14 protein-coding genes are annotated in these 13,923 nt (G+C 59.2%); 2 read left to right on the forward strand and 12 right to left on the reverse strand.

Going from position 1 to position 13,923, the window contains the following annotated elements; translation table 11 throughout:
* Positions 1-5 precede the first annotated feature (5 nt).
* The 6 genes from AC4HNJ_RS11650 to AC4HNJ_RS11675 all read right to left on the reverse strand — a co-directional run bounded on the left by AC4HNJ_RS11650 (position 6) and on the right by AC4HNJ_RS11675 (position 4,986).
* Positions 6-803 carry a glycosyltransferase family 2 protein gene (locus AC4HNJ_RS11650; RefSeq protein ID WP_490479747.1) on the reverse strand — a complete coding sequence of 266 codons (798 nt, stop codon included), beginning with the start codon at positions 801-803 and terminating at the stop codon, positions 6-8.
* Positions 793-2,052 (reverse strand): O-antigen ligase family protein, encoded by a 1,260-nt coding sequence (locus tag AC4HNJ_RS11655; RefSeq protein ID WP_490479748.1) that lies wholly within the window; start codon positions 2,050-2,052, stop codon positions 793-795. Before AC4HNJ_RS11655 ends, AC4HNJ_RS11650 begins: the two co-directional genes overlap by 11 nt.
* A gap of 54 nt (positions 2,053-2,106) precedes the next feature.
* Positions 2,107-3,231: a glycosyltransferase gene (locus tag AC4HNJ_RS11660; RefSeq protein WP_490479749.1), complete on the reverse strand. Its 1,125-nt coding sequence runs from the start codon at positions 3,229-3,231 to the stop codon at positions 2,107-2,109.
* Between the two features lie 87 nt (positions 3,232-3,318).
* Positions 3,319-3,525 (reverse strand): zinc-finger domain-containing protein, encoded by a 207-nt coding sequence (locus AC4HNJ_RS11665; protein ID WP_490479750.1) that lies wholly within the window; start codon positions 3,523-3,525, stop codon positions 3,319-3,321.
* A gap of 163 nt (positions 3,526-3,688) precedes the next feature.
* Positions 3,689-4,276: a YceI family protein gene (locus AC4HNJ_RS11670; protein ID WP_490479751.1), complete on the reverse strand. Its 588-nt coding sequence runs from the start codon at positions 4,274-4,276 to the stop codon at positions 3,689-3,691.
* 116 nt (positions 4,277-4,392) lie between these two features.
* Entirely contained in the window at positions 4,393-4,986 is a 594-nt protein-coding gene (locus AC4HNJ_RS11675) for a malonic semialdehyde reductase (RefSeq protein ID WP_490479752.1), read from the reverse strand.
* A gap of 136 nt (positions 4,987-5,122) precedes the next feature.
* Here AC4HNJ_RS11675 and AC4HNJ_RS11680 point away from each other — a divergent pair, with 136 nt between their 5' ends.
* Complete coding sequence (locus AC4HNJ_RS11680; RefSeq protein ID WP_490479753.1) at positions 5,123-6,088, forward strand: mitochondrial fission ELM1 family protein; 966 nt, start codon at positions 5,123-5,125, stop codon at positions 6,086-6,088.
* 196 nt (positions 6,089-6,284) lie between these two features.
* On the opposite strand, the gene AC4HNJ_RS11685 is transcribed toward AC4HNJ_RS11680, so the two are convergent.
* The 3 genes from AC4HNJ_RS11685 to AC4HNJ_RS11695 all read right to left on the reverse strand — a co-directional run bounded on the left by AC4HNJ_RS11685 (position 6,285) and on the right by AC4HNJ_RS11695 (position 7,438).
* Positions 6,285-6,740: a T6SS immunity protein Tli3 family protein gene (locus AC4HNJ_RS11685; RefSeq protein ID WP_490479754.1), complete on the reverse strand. Its 456-nt coding sequence runs from the start codon at positions 6,738-6,740 to the stop codon at positions 6,285-6,287.
* An 86-nt stretch (positions 6,741-6,826) separates the two neighbouring features.
* Positions 6,827-7,249 carry a hypothetical protein gene (locus AC4HNJ_RS11690; RefSeq protein WP_490479755.1) on the reverse strand — a complete coding sequence of 141 codons (423 nt, stop codon included), beginning with the start codon at positions 7,247-7,249 and terminating at the stop codon, positions 6,827-6,829.
* Between the two features lie 36 nt (positions 7,250-7,285).
* A complete protein-coding gene (locus AC4HNJ_RS11695) occupies positions 7,286-7,438 on the reverse strand; it encodes a hypothetical protein (protein WP_490479756.1) in 153 nt (50 codons plus the stop codon).
* Positions 7,439-7,703: 265 nt separating this feature from the next.
* Between AC4HNJ_RS11695 and AC4HNJ_RS11700 the strand changes: the two genes are divergently transcribed.
* On the forward strand, positions 7,704-9,281 hold the full coding sequence (locus tag AC4HNJ_RS11700; RefSeq protein ID WP_490479757.1) for a hypothetical protein: 1,578 nt from the start codon (positions 7,704-7,706) through the stop codon (positions 9,279-9,281).
* 61 nt (positions 9,282-9,342) lie between these two features.
* Here the strand turns inward: AC4HNJ_RS11700 and glnE are convergent, their stop codons facing one another.
* The 3 genes from glnE to AC4HNJ_RS11715 form a co-directional block, all read right to left on the reverse strand.
* Positions 9,343-12,195 (reverse strand): bifunctional [glutamate--ammonia ligase]-adenylyl-L-tyrosine phosphorylase/[glutamate--ammonia-ligase] adenylyltransferase, encoded by a 2,853-nt coding sequence (gene glnE, locus AC4HNJ_RS11705; RefSeq protein WP_490479758.1) that lies wholly within the window; start codon positions 12,193-12,195, stop codon positions 9,343-9,345.
* Between the two features lie 181 nt (positions 12,196-12,376).
* Positions 12,377-12,760 carry a hypothetical protein gene (locus tag AC4HNJ_RS11710; RefSeq protein WP_490479759.1) on the reverse strand — a complete coding sequence of 128 codons (384 nt, stop codon included), beginning with the start codon at positions 12,758-12,760 and terminating at the stop codon, positions 12,377-12,379.
* Positions 12,761-13,259: 499 nt separating this feature from the next.
* Positions 13,260-13,814 carry a hypothetical protein gene (locus AC4HNJ_RS11715; RefSeq protein WP_490479760.1) on the reverse strand — a complete coding sequence of 185 codons (555 nt, stop codon included), beginning with the start codon at positions 13,812-13,814 and terminating at the stop codon, positions 13,260-13,262.
* Positions 13,815-13,923: the final 109 nt, after the last annotated feature.

Consider the following 13,923-nt stretch of genomic DNA (forward strand, 5'->3'; position numbering starts at 1 on the left):
GCCGCTTACGAATCCTCTTGTTCGGTATTTCGCATGGAGGAACGCGAAGAACGCGCATCGCGACGCGCCTCATGCAACTTGGCGTATTTCAAAAATACGTAAAAAGCGCCCAGCACGCTGGCAATGAACCCCGCCCAGCCGCTCAGGAAATAACGCTTCAGCACAAACTGCCGCAGAAAAAACAGTGGCGGATAGATGACCATACGCACACCGGTGAAGCGTTGTCCGCGACGCAGTTTATGCGCCACCATGCCGCTGCTGTAGCGATTGATCTTTTCCACGCGCGAAGCCACGTCACCATCGCCATTGTTGACGAAGTCGGCACCCCACAGCGTCTTGACCGGCCCCCGCACTTCCACCGCCGCGTGCACTTCCACATCATTCATGCCGCCGTGGCGGCGATTGAACAGACGCAGGTGACCGTTACGGTGACTCCAGCGATGCTGCACCGTCCAGAACATGCGCTCGCGACGAGGAAGCCTGAAGCCCGCATGCCTGGGATCTTCCAGCGCACGCTCGATGATCAAGCGCGTACCGGGCGATAGCATCTCGTCCGCGTCGAGGTTCAAAATCCAGTCATGGCTCGCCAGATCGTACGCACGTTGCTTTTGCGGACCATAGTCGTCGAACGGATGCACTTCGACGCGCGCGCCGTGCTTATGTGCAATCGCCACGGTTTCATCGGTCGAACCGGAATCGAGCACGACAATTTCATCCGCCCAGTCCACTTCGCGCAAACAGGCATCCAACGTATCGGCGTTGTTATAAGTAATCACCACGACTGAGAGCGGCTCACGCGCCATCGTCTTGCTCCTCCGTTGGCGCAAACAGCGTCGCGCACCACAAGCTCAGCAACCAGGCAAATAGCAACCCCCACCATGCCGAATAAAAAGCCAGGTGAGAGTTGATCGGAAACAACATGGCGACCAATGACACCGTCACCGGAAACGCCAACGCTTTGCCGCGCTTGCCGGCATACCGCCAGGCACGCCATGCGATTCCTACGCCGACGAGCCATAACACCAATCCGACGGCGCCGGTCTCGGTCAGGATTTCCAGCAACAACTGATGGGCATGGCACGCACCGGCTCCCTCACCGCAATTTTCGCCGATCAGAAAATGGTCATTCGCCGGTGCGTAAAGCGGATAGGCATAGCGAAAACCACGCACGCCTACTCCGGTAAGTGGGTGAGCGTCGAGCATGCGCAAGCTGACGCGCCAGATATCGAGACGTCCCGTCATGGCATCGTTGATCGCCTGTTCATTACCGCGCAATGCCATAAGCGTGCGTTGCACGCGCGCGTCGAAACGCGTCGAAACCTTCCAGGCAGTGCCGCCGGCCACACCGAGCACAACGGCAACGCCAAGGCAGATCGCCAGAAACCGCAAACGCGAACCCGCCTCGCGCCAGATAAAAAACAGAGCTACCAGGCCAAAACAGATCCAGGCCGCCCGCGAACCGCTCAGCATCACTGGCCCGAGTATCAGGGCAAACGTCACCACTAAGCCAAGCCGCCCCCATTGATGGCGCGCCGACCACAGTGCAAGCGGCGAGAGTACCGCCAAGGTCGGCCCCAGCTTGGGATCGTCTGCACCGAACAAGCCGGAAATACGCTCGGGCTCGGCATGCCCACGCAAGCTCCAGCCCGTAAGCATCTGCATCCACGCATCCAGCACCCAGAAGGCAATCACCCACGCGACAGCCGCATAGAATCCGTGCACGCGCTGCTCGCCCCGAAGCACCAAGCAGGCGTAAAGCCCTAGTGGGATGTAGCGCAAGAAAGCCAGCACGGTTTCCCAGCTCTTTGCAGGTGCGATGGCAGTAAACGCCGACACCAGCGCGGCGCCGATGTAACACGCCAAGAGTGCAAGCAGCCATCCGCTTCCCGGGGATCTCAGTACATCCGGACCGGTGCGCCACCAAGCCACGGCCAGCGCGATCGCACATGCAAACGTGCCCAGTTCGGCGCTGCGTCCGAACGGCAGCAGAGCGACGAGCAACCAGAGCGGCAATAGCGGCGAGCGCAACAGGCTTTTGAACGAACGGTTCATGCCGGATCCGGAATGACGATCCCGGAATTGTAGCGAGCCACCGCAATCCCGGCTCTAAGCGGCAACTTCCTCATACAGCGCCAGTGCGGCGCGCTGCATATCGATCAGTCGATAGCGCTGCAGCGGCGGAATGGGTGGTGCGACACGTAGCAGCTCGGCAGCGCGTTCCACCAGGCGTTCGCGATCCCCGGGCGGTACGCGGCCCGCCGGATACAGCTCGGCCAGCAGCTCACCGACACCGCCATGGGCGTATCCCAGCACTGGCCGACAGAGCGACAGCGCTTCCACGACGGTACGCCCGAATGCTTCCGGCTTGTTGGACAACTGCAGGATCAGCGCAGACATGGCAAAGATATCGCGCACGTCCTCGCGCGGCGCCGTCATCACCACCTGCTGGGCCACCCCTCGCCCGGCAATAAGCTCCTGCAGCTCGCGTACGTAGGCCTCGCGGCCAGGCTCAATGACGCCCAACAGCAGCAGGCGCGTTTCGATGCCCCGCTGCTTGAGTTCCGCCACCAGCTCGATGGCATCGTGATGCCCCTTGAGGCGAGTGCCGCGGGCCGGCAACGTCAGCAGCGGCGCACCGGCCAGGTTCGGATACTCGTTGAAAAACGCCCTCTGCCAGACTTCGTCCGGCCGGTGGCCATAAGGGAAGGCAGCCGGATCGATACCGCGGGGAATGATGCGGATCCGCGTCGTGTCCAACTTGTGATAGTGACTGATGAGGTAGTCGCGCACGGTCTGCGAAACCACCACCACCCGCTCGCCGCGCAGCATGATCGAACTATAGGGACCCGGTGAATTCAGGCCATGCACCGTAGTGATGAAATGCGGCCTCGGCGATAGCCCCTTGAGGGCCCACCAGGTCATCCATGCCGGCAGCCTGGAGCGGACATGGACCACATCCGGCCGGAGTTCCCGCAGGATCCGTCGCAATCGGCCGATGCGCCCCAGTGTCAGCAGCGATTTGCGTCCGATGTCGAGAGCGATGTGTTCGCTGCCTTCGGCCACCAGCTGATCGACCATGCGACCGCCCGCCGATATCACCACTGAATGATGACCGGCCTGTACCAACGCCTGCCCCACTTCCAGCACTGAACGCTCCGCACCGCCCGCACGCAGCGCGGGGATAAGCTGGACAACCGTCAGCACTCTGGCCGGCGTGGCGGCAACGGACATAACTCCCTCATTCGCGACTCTCATCCGTAAAAACCAAGCACCAATCGTGCCGCATGGTGCGGGCTAAGCGCTGTGATGACGGCGAATTCAGTCTCGCAGGATGTAATGCGCGCCGCAGTAAGGACATACGGATTCGCCGCCGTCCTCAACGATGGGCAGATAGACCTTCGGATGGGAGTTCCACAACGCCATGCCGGGCATCGGGCAGGAAAGCGGCAGGTCCGAACGCGTCACTTCGTAACGATTTTCGGCATTCGCCAGGATGGGCGTGACAGCGGCAGAGGAACCCGACATGGGATGGTGCTCCGGGGACGAAACGATGGGACCGGCTATCTTAGCAAGGGTTGCCCTGGAAAATACGCCCTCTCTCACACAGCCGTCATGCCCATGAGAAAGTGAACAGGAAGGCCCATTGCGCCTCCTGTTCACTGCTCATGTGCCGGCTCTTTCTCGACGCTTACTGACCGGCTTTCGGCACCGAACCCTCGGTGGTGATATCCAGCTTGATGGCGTCGCTCACCTTCGGCACGTATGCGCCAAGGCCGAAGGCCGAGCGATCCAGCGTACCCGTCGCATTGAAGCCGATCGCCTGCTGGCCGGTCATCGGGTGCTTGCCCATGCCGTTGAGCGTGGCGGTCAATACCACCGGCTTGGTCACACCGTGTACGGTCAGGTTGCCGATGACCTTGTAACGCTTGCCGCCCAACGGCTGCACGCTAGTGCTCTTGAAGGTGATCGTCGGATATTTATCGGCATCGAAGAAATCCGGCTCCTTCAAGTGCTTGTCCAGCGCCGTGACATGGGTATCCAACGCGCTCAGCGGCATCGTCACTTCCACCGAGGATTTGGACGGGTGCTGCTCATCAAACACCAGCGTGCCGTCAGAAATGCCGATATCTGCCGTCGGATTGGAGAACCCGAAATGGCTCCAGCTAAACAACACCATGGTGTGCGCGGGGTCGAGCTTATAAGTCACCGGCGCGGCCTGGGCCGACAACGCTGCGCTGAGCAGCCCGGCGAGTATGACGTAACGGAATGTACGCATGAAAAGTCTCCTGCCTTTATCAAAGGAATGGGTAAGTGCCTTTCGGCCGGTCTCCGGGTTGAACGCTTCGCTCTCTCCGGATCCGGGGTCCTGCCATACGGGAAGCCCGCATCGGCTTATTCCACGCGGCATGCCTCCTCGAACGAGAGCCGCGGACTGCGCGGGAAGAGATCTCGACTGGCATCGCCATAGCCGATGTTGATCAGGAAGTTCGACTTGATCTGCGTGCCGGCAAAGAACGCCTGATCCACGCCTGCGTTATCGAAGCCGGACATCGGGCCACAATCCAGTCCCACGGCGCGTGCGGCCATGATCACGTAAGCCCCTTGCAAGCTGCCATTGCGAAATGCCGTGATATCGATCAACGCCTGGTTGCCCACGAACCAGCTGCGCGCATCGGCATGTGGAAACAACTGAGGCAGCCGTTCGTAAAAGGCATGATCATTGGCCACGATGGCCGTAACAGGGGCAGCCAGCGTCTTGGCGCGATTGCCCTCGGAAAGGAACGGTTTGAGTTTTTCCTTGGCGGCTGCGGATTTCACGAACACCAGCCGCATCGGGGACGAGTTGGCGCTGGTCGGTCCGAACTTCGCAAGTTCGTACAAAGCGTGCAACTGCGCGTCAGTAACCTCTTTGGGTAGGAACGCATTGTAGGTACGTGCGGAACGAAACAGCTGATCCAGTGCTGCCTCGGCAAGTTTCTCGCTCATGGTTATCCTCTGCATGACAAAAAAGACGACGCTACCAGCCGAGAGTGTAAGTGCAAGGCGGCCCCCTTAGAGGCGACCAAGGCGAACATACTGTGCACGATCCGGCAACAATCCTTCCGAGCGCACCCTCCATCACATGAACCTGCCGCAGGACGAATGCTGGGCCATCACCGACCAAGCCGCCGGCAACCAGCGCCAGGCGCTGGCCTTGGCCGAACGGATGGACATGCCGGTGCGTCATCTCGTTCTTTCGCCACGCGCGCCCTGGTCCTGGCTGTCACCGCGCATGACACTGGGTGGACGGCTCGCCCTCCCCCCTTCCCAGCGGCAGGTATTCACGCCGCCATGGCCGAAGATCGCCATCGGCTGCGGTCGCAGCGCCGCCCTGCTGACACGTTTGTTGCGGCCACTGACCGATGGTCGCTGTTACTCCGTGCAAATTCTCGCCCCGCGTATCGATCCATCCCACTGGGATACGGTCATTGCGCCGCGGCATGATGGGCTGAGCGGCGACAACGTATTGACCCCGCTGGGCTCTCTCAATCCCATCGATGACGCGTGGTTGGAAGATGGTCGCGAAGCCAGCCCGGAGATCGGCTATCTGCCACGTCCACGCGTGGGCGTGCTGCTGGGAGGCCCACGCAAGGGACTGCGCATCGATGCCGCGTACGCAAAACGCCTCGCCGACGCGTTACTGGCTCGCCGTCGCATCGAGGGCGGCAGCCTGCTGGTGCTGGCCTCCCGCCGCACGCCGTCATCGCTAGCAGAAGCGATGCACAACGCCACCGCCGGCATACCCGGCTTGTTCTGGCATGGCCCCGATGACGGCAGCAATCCCTATCCCGGCGTGCTGGGCTGGGCCGATCGATTGGTAGTCACGCCCGACTCGGTGAACATGCTCAGCGAAGCCTGCGCCGTCGGCTGTCCGGTGCACACCTTCATAACGGCAAACCTGCCGCCCAAGCTCGCGCGTTTTCATCACCGCTTGCGTGAAGCGCGACTGCTGCACGACATGAACGACCAGGCGCCAGCACAACAACCGCCGCTGCGGGAAACAGAAACCATCGCGGCAATGTTGCGCGAACGGATGCTTGCCACGTAGACGTGCGCTTGGCTTGCCGGACCTCGCAACGACTTTTTGTGCCGTTCAATCCTTCCGCTTCGCTCCAAACAGACGGCCAAACAAGTCAACGCACGAACGGTTTATGTCAAGCATCAATGGAGTGCGGCAACCCAATGCAGGCGCTTAGCGCGCTTATGTGTGCCTGGCAAGCATCAGCTTGAGCCCTTGCGCGATGTCATTCCTGCGAATCCTCGACGGTGTCGTAGCTATGCTCCATGTAGGTCAACCACTGGAAGGAGCGTCCGGCATCGGTGGAATAGGCCAGCGGCACGTCGCAGCCACGGTCGCCGCAGCCGTTGCGATCCATTAATGCGACAGCGATGTTCATGCCGGTGGGATCGTCGATGATCAGGCGGCCACGGTAATCCGTAGGGTCACCTTCGAAGATGAAGCGATGAATGTGCCGTTGAGTGTCGTTGTAGTAAACGCTCCCCAGGCACTCGTCGTAGTCCTCCAGCGAAACAAAGCGATGATCGTCAAGGCGGTAAACCACCTGCAGCGGCACATCGAAATGCAGCTTTTTGGACGCATCCGTTGTGCTCGGTGCCGATGGCGCAGGTTGGCCGCAGCCGGCAAGCACGGCGAGCAGCAGGAGCGGCATGAAGAAGGTTTTGAGAAGAGGCGTTTTCATCGACAGTAAGGCCATGGCCGGCTGCCGTACGGCGGCCGGTGATCTGGCTTGCATCTCATGCAAGCGCTAATGAAGCATGGGTACGCTTACGGCGATGAAGGCGGCTGCGATGAAAGCCCCGCACGGTAGTGATTCACACTGCAGTATGACTTGCACATCGCTTCACCATGGTCGAAGGGCCGTGCGAGCACGTTCCAGATTTGCCGGCCTTGGGCGTCTTCGGTGACACGGATCTGCAGGGTGGCATCCTGATAGATCGCAGTACCCGCATCCTGCATGCTTGAATCCACCGGGCTTGCCGCCACAGCACCGACGCGGGCCACGATCCGGTTGTCGCTGCATGCTGCGGCGCATGTGGATATTCCGTTTTCGAACGCGTGCGACGTCTTGGACGTGGCCGGTGGCACGACGATGCGGTTCGCATCGATGCCCATCGGCAAAACCATGACTACGCCGTTTGCGGTGGCGAAGGCGGCGCAAACCACGCCCTGGCTGTCGTTGATTTGCACGTAGCGCACACCATCGCGCTGGAAGACATAAACACGTCATAGCGCGTTGGCACTCCGGTCAACGGCATGCGGAAATGCTTCGCCTAGATCATTGAAAGACGAAGCCGCACGCGCCACACCCGACATGCCTGGCACCAGCAAGACACAGGCGGCAAAACACCGTGAAAAGAAACGTGCGGACAGGTTCATGGGTTCCACCTGGACAGCTATGCAAAGGGAATCTGAGCATAGCCTTTACCCTGCGGAAGCAAGCAGAGGAATCACCGCGAAAAATCTCAATTGCATCGCGAAGGGCATCGATGGCGATACGTGGGTATTCATATCGCGGTAGCTTCACCCCACTGTTCGCGCTGCTATGGAATGGGTCATGTACCAACGGACGTTTTATTTGGGGCGTTGTTTGCTTATCGCATTGTTGTATGGCGTGGCCTATGTGTTTATTAGGGATGCCTCCATGCGAAGCATCAGTAGTTTTAATTGGGTTCTCGTAGCCGCCCTGCGCATGAGTTGCTTGCTACTGATACCGATGCGTTACTGGCCGGCGCTGGTAATGGGCGAGGCGATTCCGCTTGGCTACGCCAATTATCTGTGCCTGGACGCATTTGGATGGCCATGGGTCTGGGCTGCCAGTGTCCCGCCGATGCTGCAGGTCATGCCGGTGGTTGCGCTGACTCGCCTGCGCGTTCCGGATATTCAAAGCCGCATCGCGCAAAAGATGACGTATCTGCTGGCATGCATGTTTGCGGCGGCAGTGATCACCACCCTGACGGCCTGGCTGGACTACCGCCTCGAGGCGCACCTACCTGCCGGTGAGCGGCCACTTTCATTTATCGAACTTGCTGGCCAGGCTTTCGCCGGCTATTACCTAGCCATGCTGTCGTTCACGCCGCTCGCCTTGTGGGCGGCGCAAGTCATCAAATGCGCAATGGGCGACCGAGCGCTGGCTAAGCGTGAATGGATCAATTTCATAAAAAGGCGGCGGTACTTGGTCCCCTCTGTACTTTTGATTGTCGATGGCTTGATGGTGCTACTCGCTCTTCACAGTGACGATATGGAGCGGCAGTTGGTCACTTTTGGCATTCTTGCCACCCTGATTCCGGTTGCCGCATCGTATGGCTGGCCCGGCATCGCTCTGATGGGTGCGGCGGCGAATATCGCGTTGGTAAGCATCATGCCCGTGTACAACGATACCGTGACGCTACTTGCACAGGGCTTTATGGTCTTGTTTATGACAACACTCTTTTTGTTCGCAGCCCAATCATCGAAAGCTATTGAGCTTGTGCGTGATGAATTTGTCCAACAAACCCGACGCGGCTACCTGATGACAGAGCGCGTGCGCCTGAAAAGCGCCTGTCATTTGAGCGACGCGCTGGACGATGCACGCAGGGAAACGACCCGCCTGATGCACAGCGCACGCACGCATATGCCAGCCAAGGCACTTGTTGAACATTATCACCGGCTGGACATCTTGCATCAGGAATGCTCGCGTATCCTGATGGGCCTGTCGCCGCATGACTGGTGGGACTTCGGCGACCGCGATGGCCTGATTATTTCCGCCTTGCGCAGCGAGGGTATCGGCTGCGACGTGCTGGCGATGCCGCGCAACGCCCACTTGCTGCAGCTTTCCACCGACATGTGCATCACGATTCATCGGTTGGGCTGCGAGATGGTGCTGCATGTGCTGGAGCGCGCGCCCAGCAATCGCATCTCGCTGGCGCTTGGCATACACAAACAGGGCAATGGCTATCACATCGAGATGGTGGTCGAAAGCACGGGCCTGCCCTTCATCCTGGGTGAGGAAGCCGATGAGCGCCTGATGGTCAGCATTGGCGCCTTTGGCCTGAGCGAGCAAGGGCTGCGCGAGCGGGCGCAATTGTATGAAGGCGATGTGGCGATGACCCAGGTATCCAGGCACGAAGCGCGTGCCGTCCTGCGGATGATCGATAGACCTGATCGAATGACCACCCTGCCCAGTGAAAGAAGAAAACCAGTCATGCCGGACCGAGGCTCGCCGTGGGGCGAGTATCCGTGAACAGGGTCCCTTCGGGGAGCGCGCGGCGAAACGCTTTGCTATGCCATGAAAAGACACGGTGTCAGAAATCGAACCCCAGCGCGCGGGTTACCGCGCCAACCTCACTGCATAGCCTCTCCAAGGCCGCATCGCGCGCGGCGATGCGTGAGCGCAAATCCAGGGTGCAGAACAATGCACGCCGCAACCATTCGGCATGCGCGCGGCTGAAGCAATCAGCCTGTGCGGCGTCGAGCAAGCCCGCCTCACGGCACACGTCGATCATTCCCGCATTGGCGGTCGTCGACAGCAGGCGCGGGAACGTGGCGGCGTTCGCCAGTACCAAGCCTTGCAAGGTGAATTCGATATCCAGCAGAGCGCCATGTCCTTGCTTGAGATCAAGCTGCGCAGCATTCGAACGATCGCGTTCCGCACGCCAGCGTCGACGCATCTTGCTGACTTCCGCGAATACCGCCTGCCGATCGCGCGGCACGGCAAGCGTACGACGCCGTACCTCGGCCAGTTCTGCATTCAATGAGAGATCGCCCGCTACCGGACGAGCGCGCAACAATGCTTGATGCTCCCATGTCCACGCGCGACTTTCCTGGTACGCGACGAACGCTTCCAGGCTGCCTACCAGCAATCCCTTCGAACCATCCGGCCGCAGTCGCGTGTCCACTTCATACAGACGCCCTGCACGCGTCAGCACGGTAAGCCAGTTCATCACGCGCTGCGTCAGGCGTTGATACCAACGCGAGCCGTCCACGGGACGCGCGCCATCGCTCATCGCCTGTGCACGCTGACCGTCGAAGACAAACACCAGATCCAGGTCCGACGCAAACCCAAGTTCCTCTCCACCCAGGCTGCCATAGCCCAGTATCGAAAAACCCGAACCTTCGCCGGGAAGACGTCCATGCTGGGCGATCACTTCACGCTCTGCCAAAGCTGCTACGGCATTGACCACCGATTCGGCGAGCGCTGCCAGGCGACGGGCCGTAGCCACCGCATCGGCGCGCCCATCGTTGAAGGCAAGACCGAGCCGGAACGCGATACTCGCCTTGAACTCGTTGATGCGTTCCAGCTCCGCCTCCGCTTCGCGCTCATCCAAGGTGGTGAGCACGCGCGTAATTTCCGCACTGATATCTATGCGTTTGAGCGGCAACTGCTCGATACGCGGATCGAGCACGTCATCGAGCAATATAGGCTGCGCAATCACGCGCTCGGCGAGGAAGGCACTTTCCGCGAACAGCTGCGCCAGGCGTTTGCGCGCCGCCGGTTGCTCTTCCAGCAAGGACAGATAGGAGGGCCTGCGCGCCACCGTCTGCACTAGCCGGCACAGGCGCAATAAACAAGCGACCGGCGCCGAGGTTTCGCGGGCGGCCCCCAGCAATTGCGGCATGAGATGATCGAGCTGTTCGCGCGCGCGTGCCGACATGGCACGCAGCGCGGCCGCCTGCGGCAGCTTGAGCAAGGCTTCGACCGCTTCCGCACCCGGCACGAAGCCTGATGCTTCCAACACATCCGCTTGCAGCGTTTCAGCGCACGCCTGTTGCCACAACAGGGCCTCGGCCGCAGGCACGCTCGCCCTCGCACCGCCTTCCGGCACCAGCACGGCGGCGAATTCGGTGGCAACGATCTCTCGGTGTTTTGCCAACTCCTCAGCCAACGATTCCCATCCCGGATAATCCAACGCCAACGCCAGCCGCTCGCGTGTCAGGTCGTCATCGGGAAGGTCATGTGTCTGCGCATCGCGCAACATCTGCACGCGGTTCTCCAGCCGACGCAGAAACACATACGCTTCGCGCAAGGCACGCGCGCGCACGGCGGGGATATGTCCGCGCGCTTCGCACGCCGTCAGCGCCGGCAACAGGCCACGCACGCGCAGACTCGGTTCGCGCCCTCCGCGAATCAACTGCACCAGTTGCACGATGAATTCGATCTCGCGAATGCCACCCGGCCCCAGCTTCAGGTTGTCCGCCAGATCCTTGCGCGCCACTTCGGCATCGATCAAGGCCTTCATCTCGCGCAAACCAGCGAAGGCGGTGTAATCGAGATACTTGCGATAGACGAAGGGCCGCAACATTTCCTGCAACAGCTTGCCCTCGTGCCGATCGCCGGCCACCGTCCGCGCCTTGATCCACGCATAGCGTTCCCAATCGCGGCCTTCCCGCTGGTAGTACTGCTCCATCGCACTGAACGGCAAAGCCAGCCGCCCGGCATTGCCAAACGGACGCAAGCGCAGGTCGACACGCGCGCAGATACCGTCGATCGTCGGTTCATGAAGCAAGCGGACCAGCTGTCTTCCCAGCCGGATGAAATACTCACTGTTGTCCAGGGAACGCGTGCCGTCGCTTTCACCGCCTTGCGGATAAGCCAACACGAGATCGATGTCGGACGAAAAATTGAGTTCGCTGCCACCCAGCTTGCCGAAGCCGATCACCACCAGCCGCTGCACATCGCCGTCCTCGCCACGCGCGCGACCATAACGCTCGGCAAGGCTGCGTTCGGACCACTCCAGTGCGCTGCCCAGCAGGGCTTCGTACAAAATGCTGGTGGCGGATAATATTTCCGGCAAGGCGTCCAGCCCATTGACGTCACGGAATACCAGCCGCAAGGCTTCGGCATGGCGGAAGCGGCGCAAAGCCTGCATGCAGGCCGCTTCATCCGTATCCAAGCGGAGCGCCTCGATGCGCGATGACGCATCGCTGCCCGAACGCAGACGCTCCAAGCCCTGCGGCGACAACAGCTGTGGCTGATTGCGCCAGGTCTCAAACGCGAAATCGCTGGCCAGCAAGGTGCGCCGTATGCGCTCGGCTACGCCGGCATCGTCATGCAAAGGCACGCCTGCAGCACGGCAACGTGCGACCAGCTGGGCATAGCGGTCGTCGATCAGCGCTTGCAGGGCGGGGGATTCACTGGGAAGAACGGTCGCGGACATAGTCCCATTATGACCGCAGCTTCGCTTTTGATCCGCATCGGGAAGATGGCCGCCCCCATCGCAGCAGGCGCTGTCTTGATTCAGGAGCAAAAAGTGACGCTTTGCCACGAAGACATCGCCGACGACAGGAACCGGCACGTCCCTGTCGGTTATATGGGGCGACTTCAGCCAATCGATAGGTTTATTCTTCGTCGTCCAACAATGCTATCGGCACAAAATGCCACTGCTCACCTTCGGGATCGTACAGGGCTATTTGCGTACATTCGCTTCCCGAAGGCACCGTATCGGGAATCGAGTGGATCGCTTTCGCAACCGCCTGATGTCGCCGCTGTTCATCCCAATGCATGATTTGCCCGTGGGGCTCGCGATAGTCGAACAGACCAGCGTGCTCGTGAAGGCGATCGATCGCGGCGAGGATATCTTGTGGCACGGTGATTTCCACGCGGCTGGTGTTGTTGACGGGAAAACTTGCCTCTTCGGCCGCCGAGGCGGGCGTACCACGATGCCGTAGCACTAACTTTCGGTCGTGGGCCGCCCAACCGAGATGCACGACGATTCTCAACATGCCGCCGCAATTACGGATGAACTCGCCAGGGTCGAACCGAGAGGCGGGAATGACGTGAAACGTTTCCCCAGGCTTGGTGCAATAAACGGCATCGATCATTGCATCAAGGGGTGAAAGAAACGTAGAAATGGCATCACCATTCTCCGTACTTTCACATGATATGCGAACCGCATCCGGTTGCCCGGGTTGTGGCGTGTAACGCACAGAAACATACAGGTTCGGCGTGGTCACAAACTTGTGATTGCACGTGCACTGCGGAGGATGATTCTTTTTCAAAGACGTACCCTATGCCCTATGACGAAAATTGGTAAGGATGAGTGGCCATGAATTATTCAGTTCTTATCCTGGACCGAAAATTGAAACGGGACCTCTGTATGTGTAAATCCGAGCCGTAGTTGTTCTGGAAATGAGACAAGGGCAAAGCACTGATCCTCAAACGGGTAGTAAGACATCAACAGTCCAACGCGGGACTCTTCTGCACCCTTGTTTAGCCCACAAATTACGGCAGTCCACGACAATCCGAGCCTTCAACATCATAACCAAGACTCCAATAATAATGTGCCACCTCTTTATTTGATTGCTCATCACGTATATAGAAATTAACACCCTCAAATGAAAGGCATGAATCAACCCGGTAGATGCTTTTTGACAACAAAAGATAGCCCTTTCCAGCCTTCTTTACAGAGCCAACATTCCACACTGCAAGTGATGCGGAGCCGCTATCAAGAAGCAAATCTTTTGGAATATTCAATGCATAGGTAAAAAGATGATGATTTTTATCTGAATTTACATTAATAAAAATAGACGCTCCATCACCCAAGTCGGAAGGATGGGCATTAATGCTTGCACAGCATCTGACTGCTACGTCTCCATGAATACCAAGGATAAATATCTTTTGAGTGCTTGGGATATTACTTATGTCTGAATACATAACCCACTTTCCTGCATTATCTTTTTTTATCAGACCTACTTTTGGTGTGGATTTTTGAGCCAAGCCTGCAACGGGAAATGGGAGCAACAGAAAGCCTAATAAAAATATTTTTGTAATTGTCATTTCCCATCATCCGACCAATGTGGAGGGTCGCTCATTAATTTATGAACACCATAAGAACTTCCGAGCTTATACAAGTCATTCATATTTGATATCTTCACACTCTCCCTCT

This window comes from Dyella sp. SYSU CM1112 (assembly GCF_058216415.1).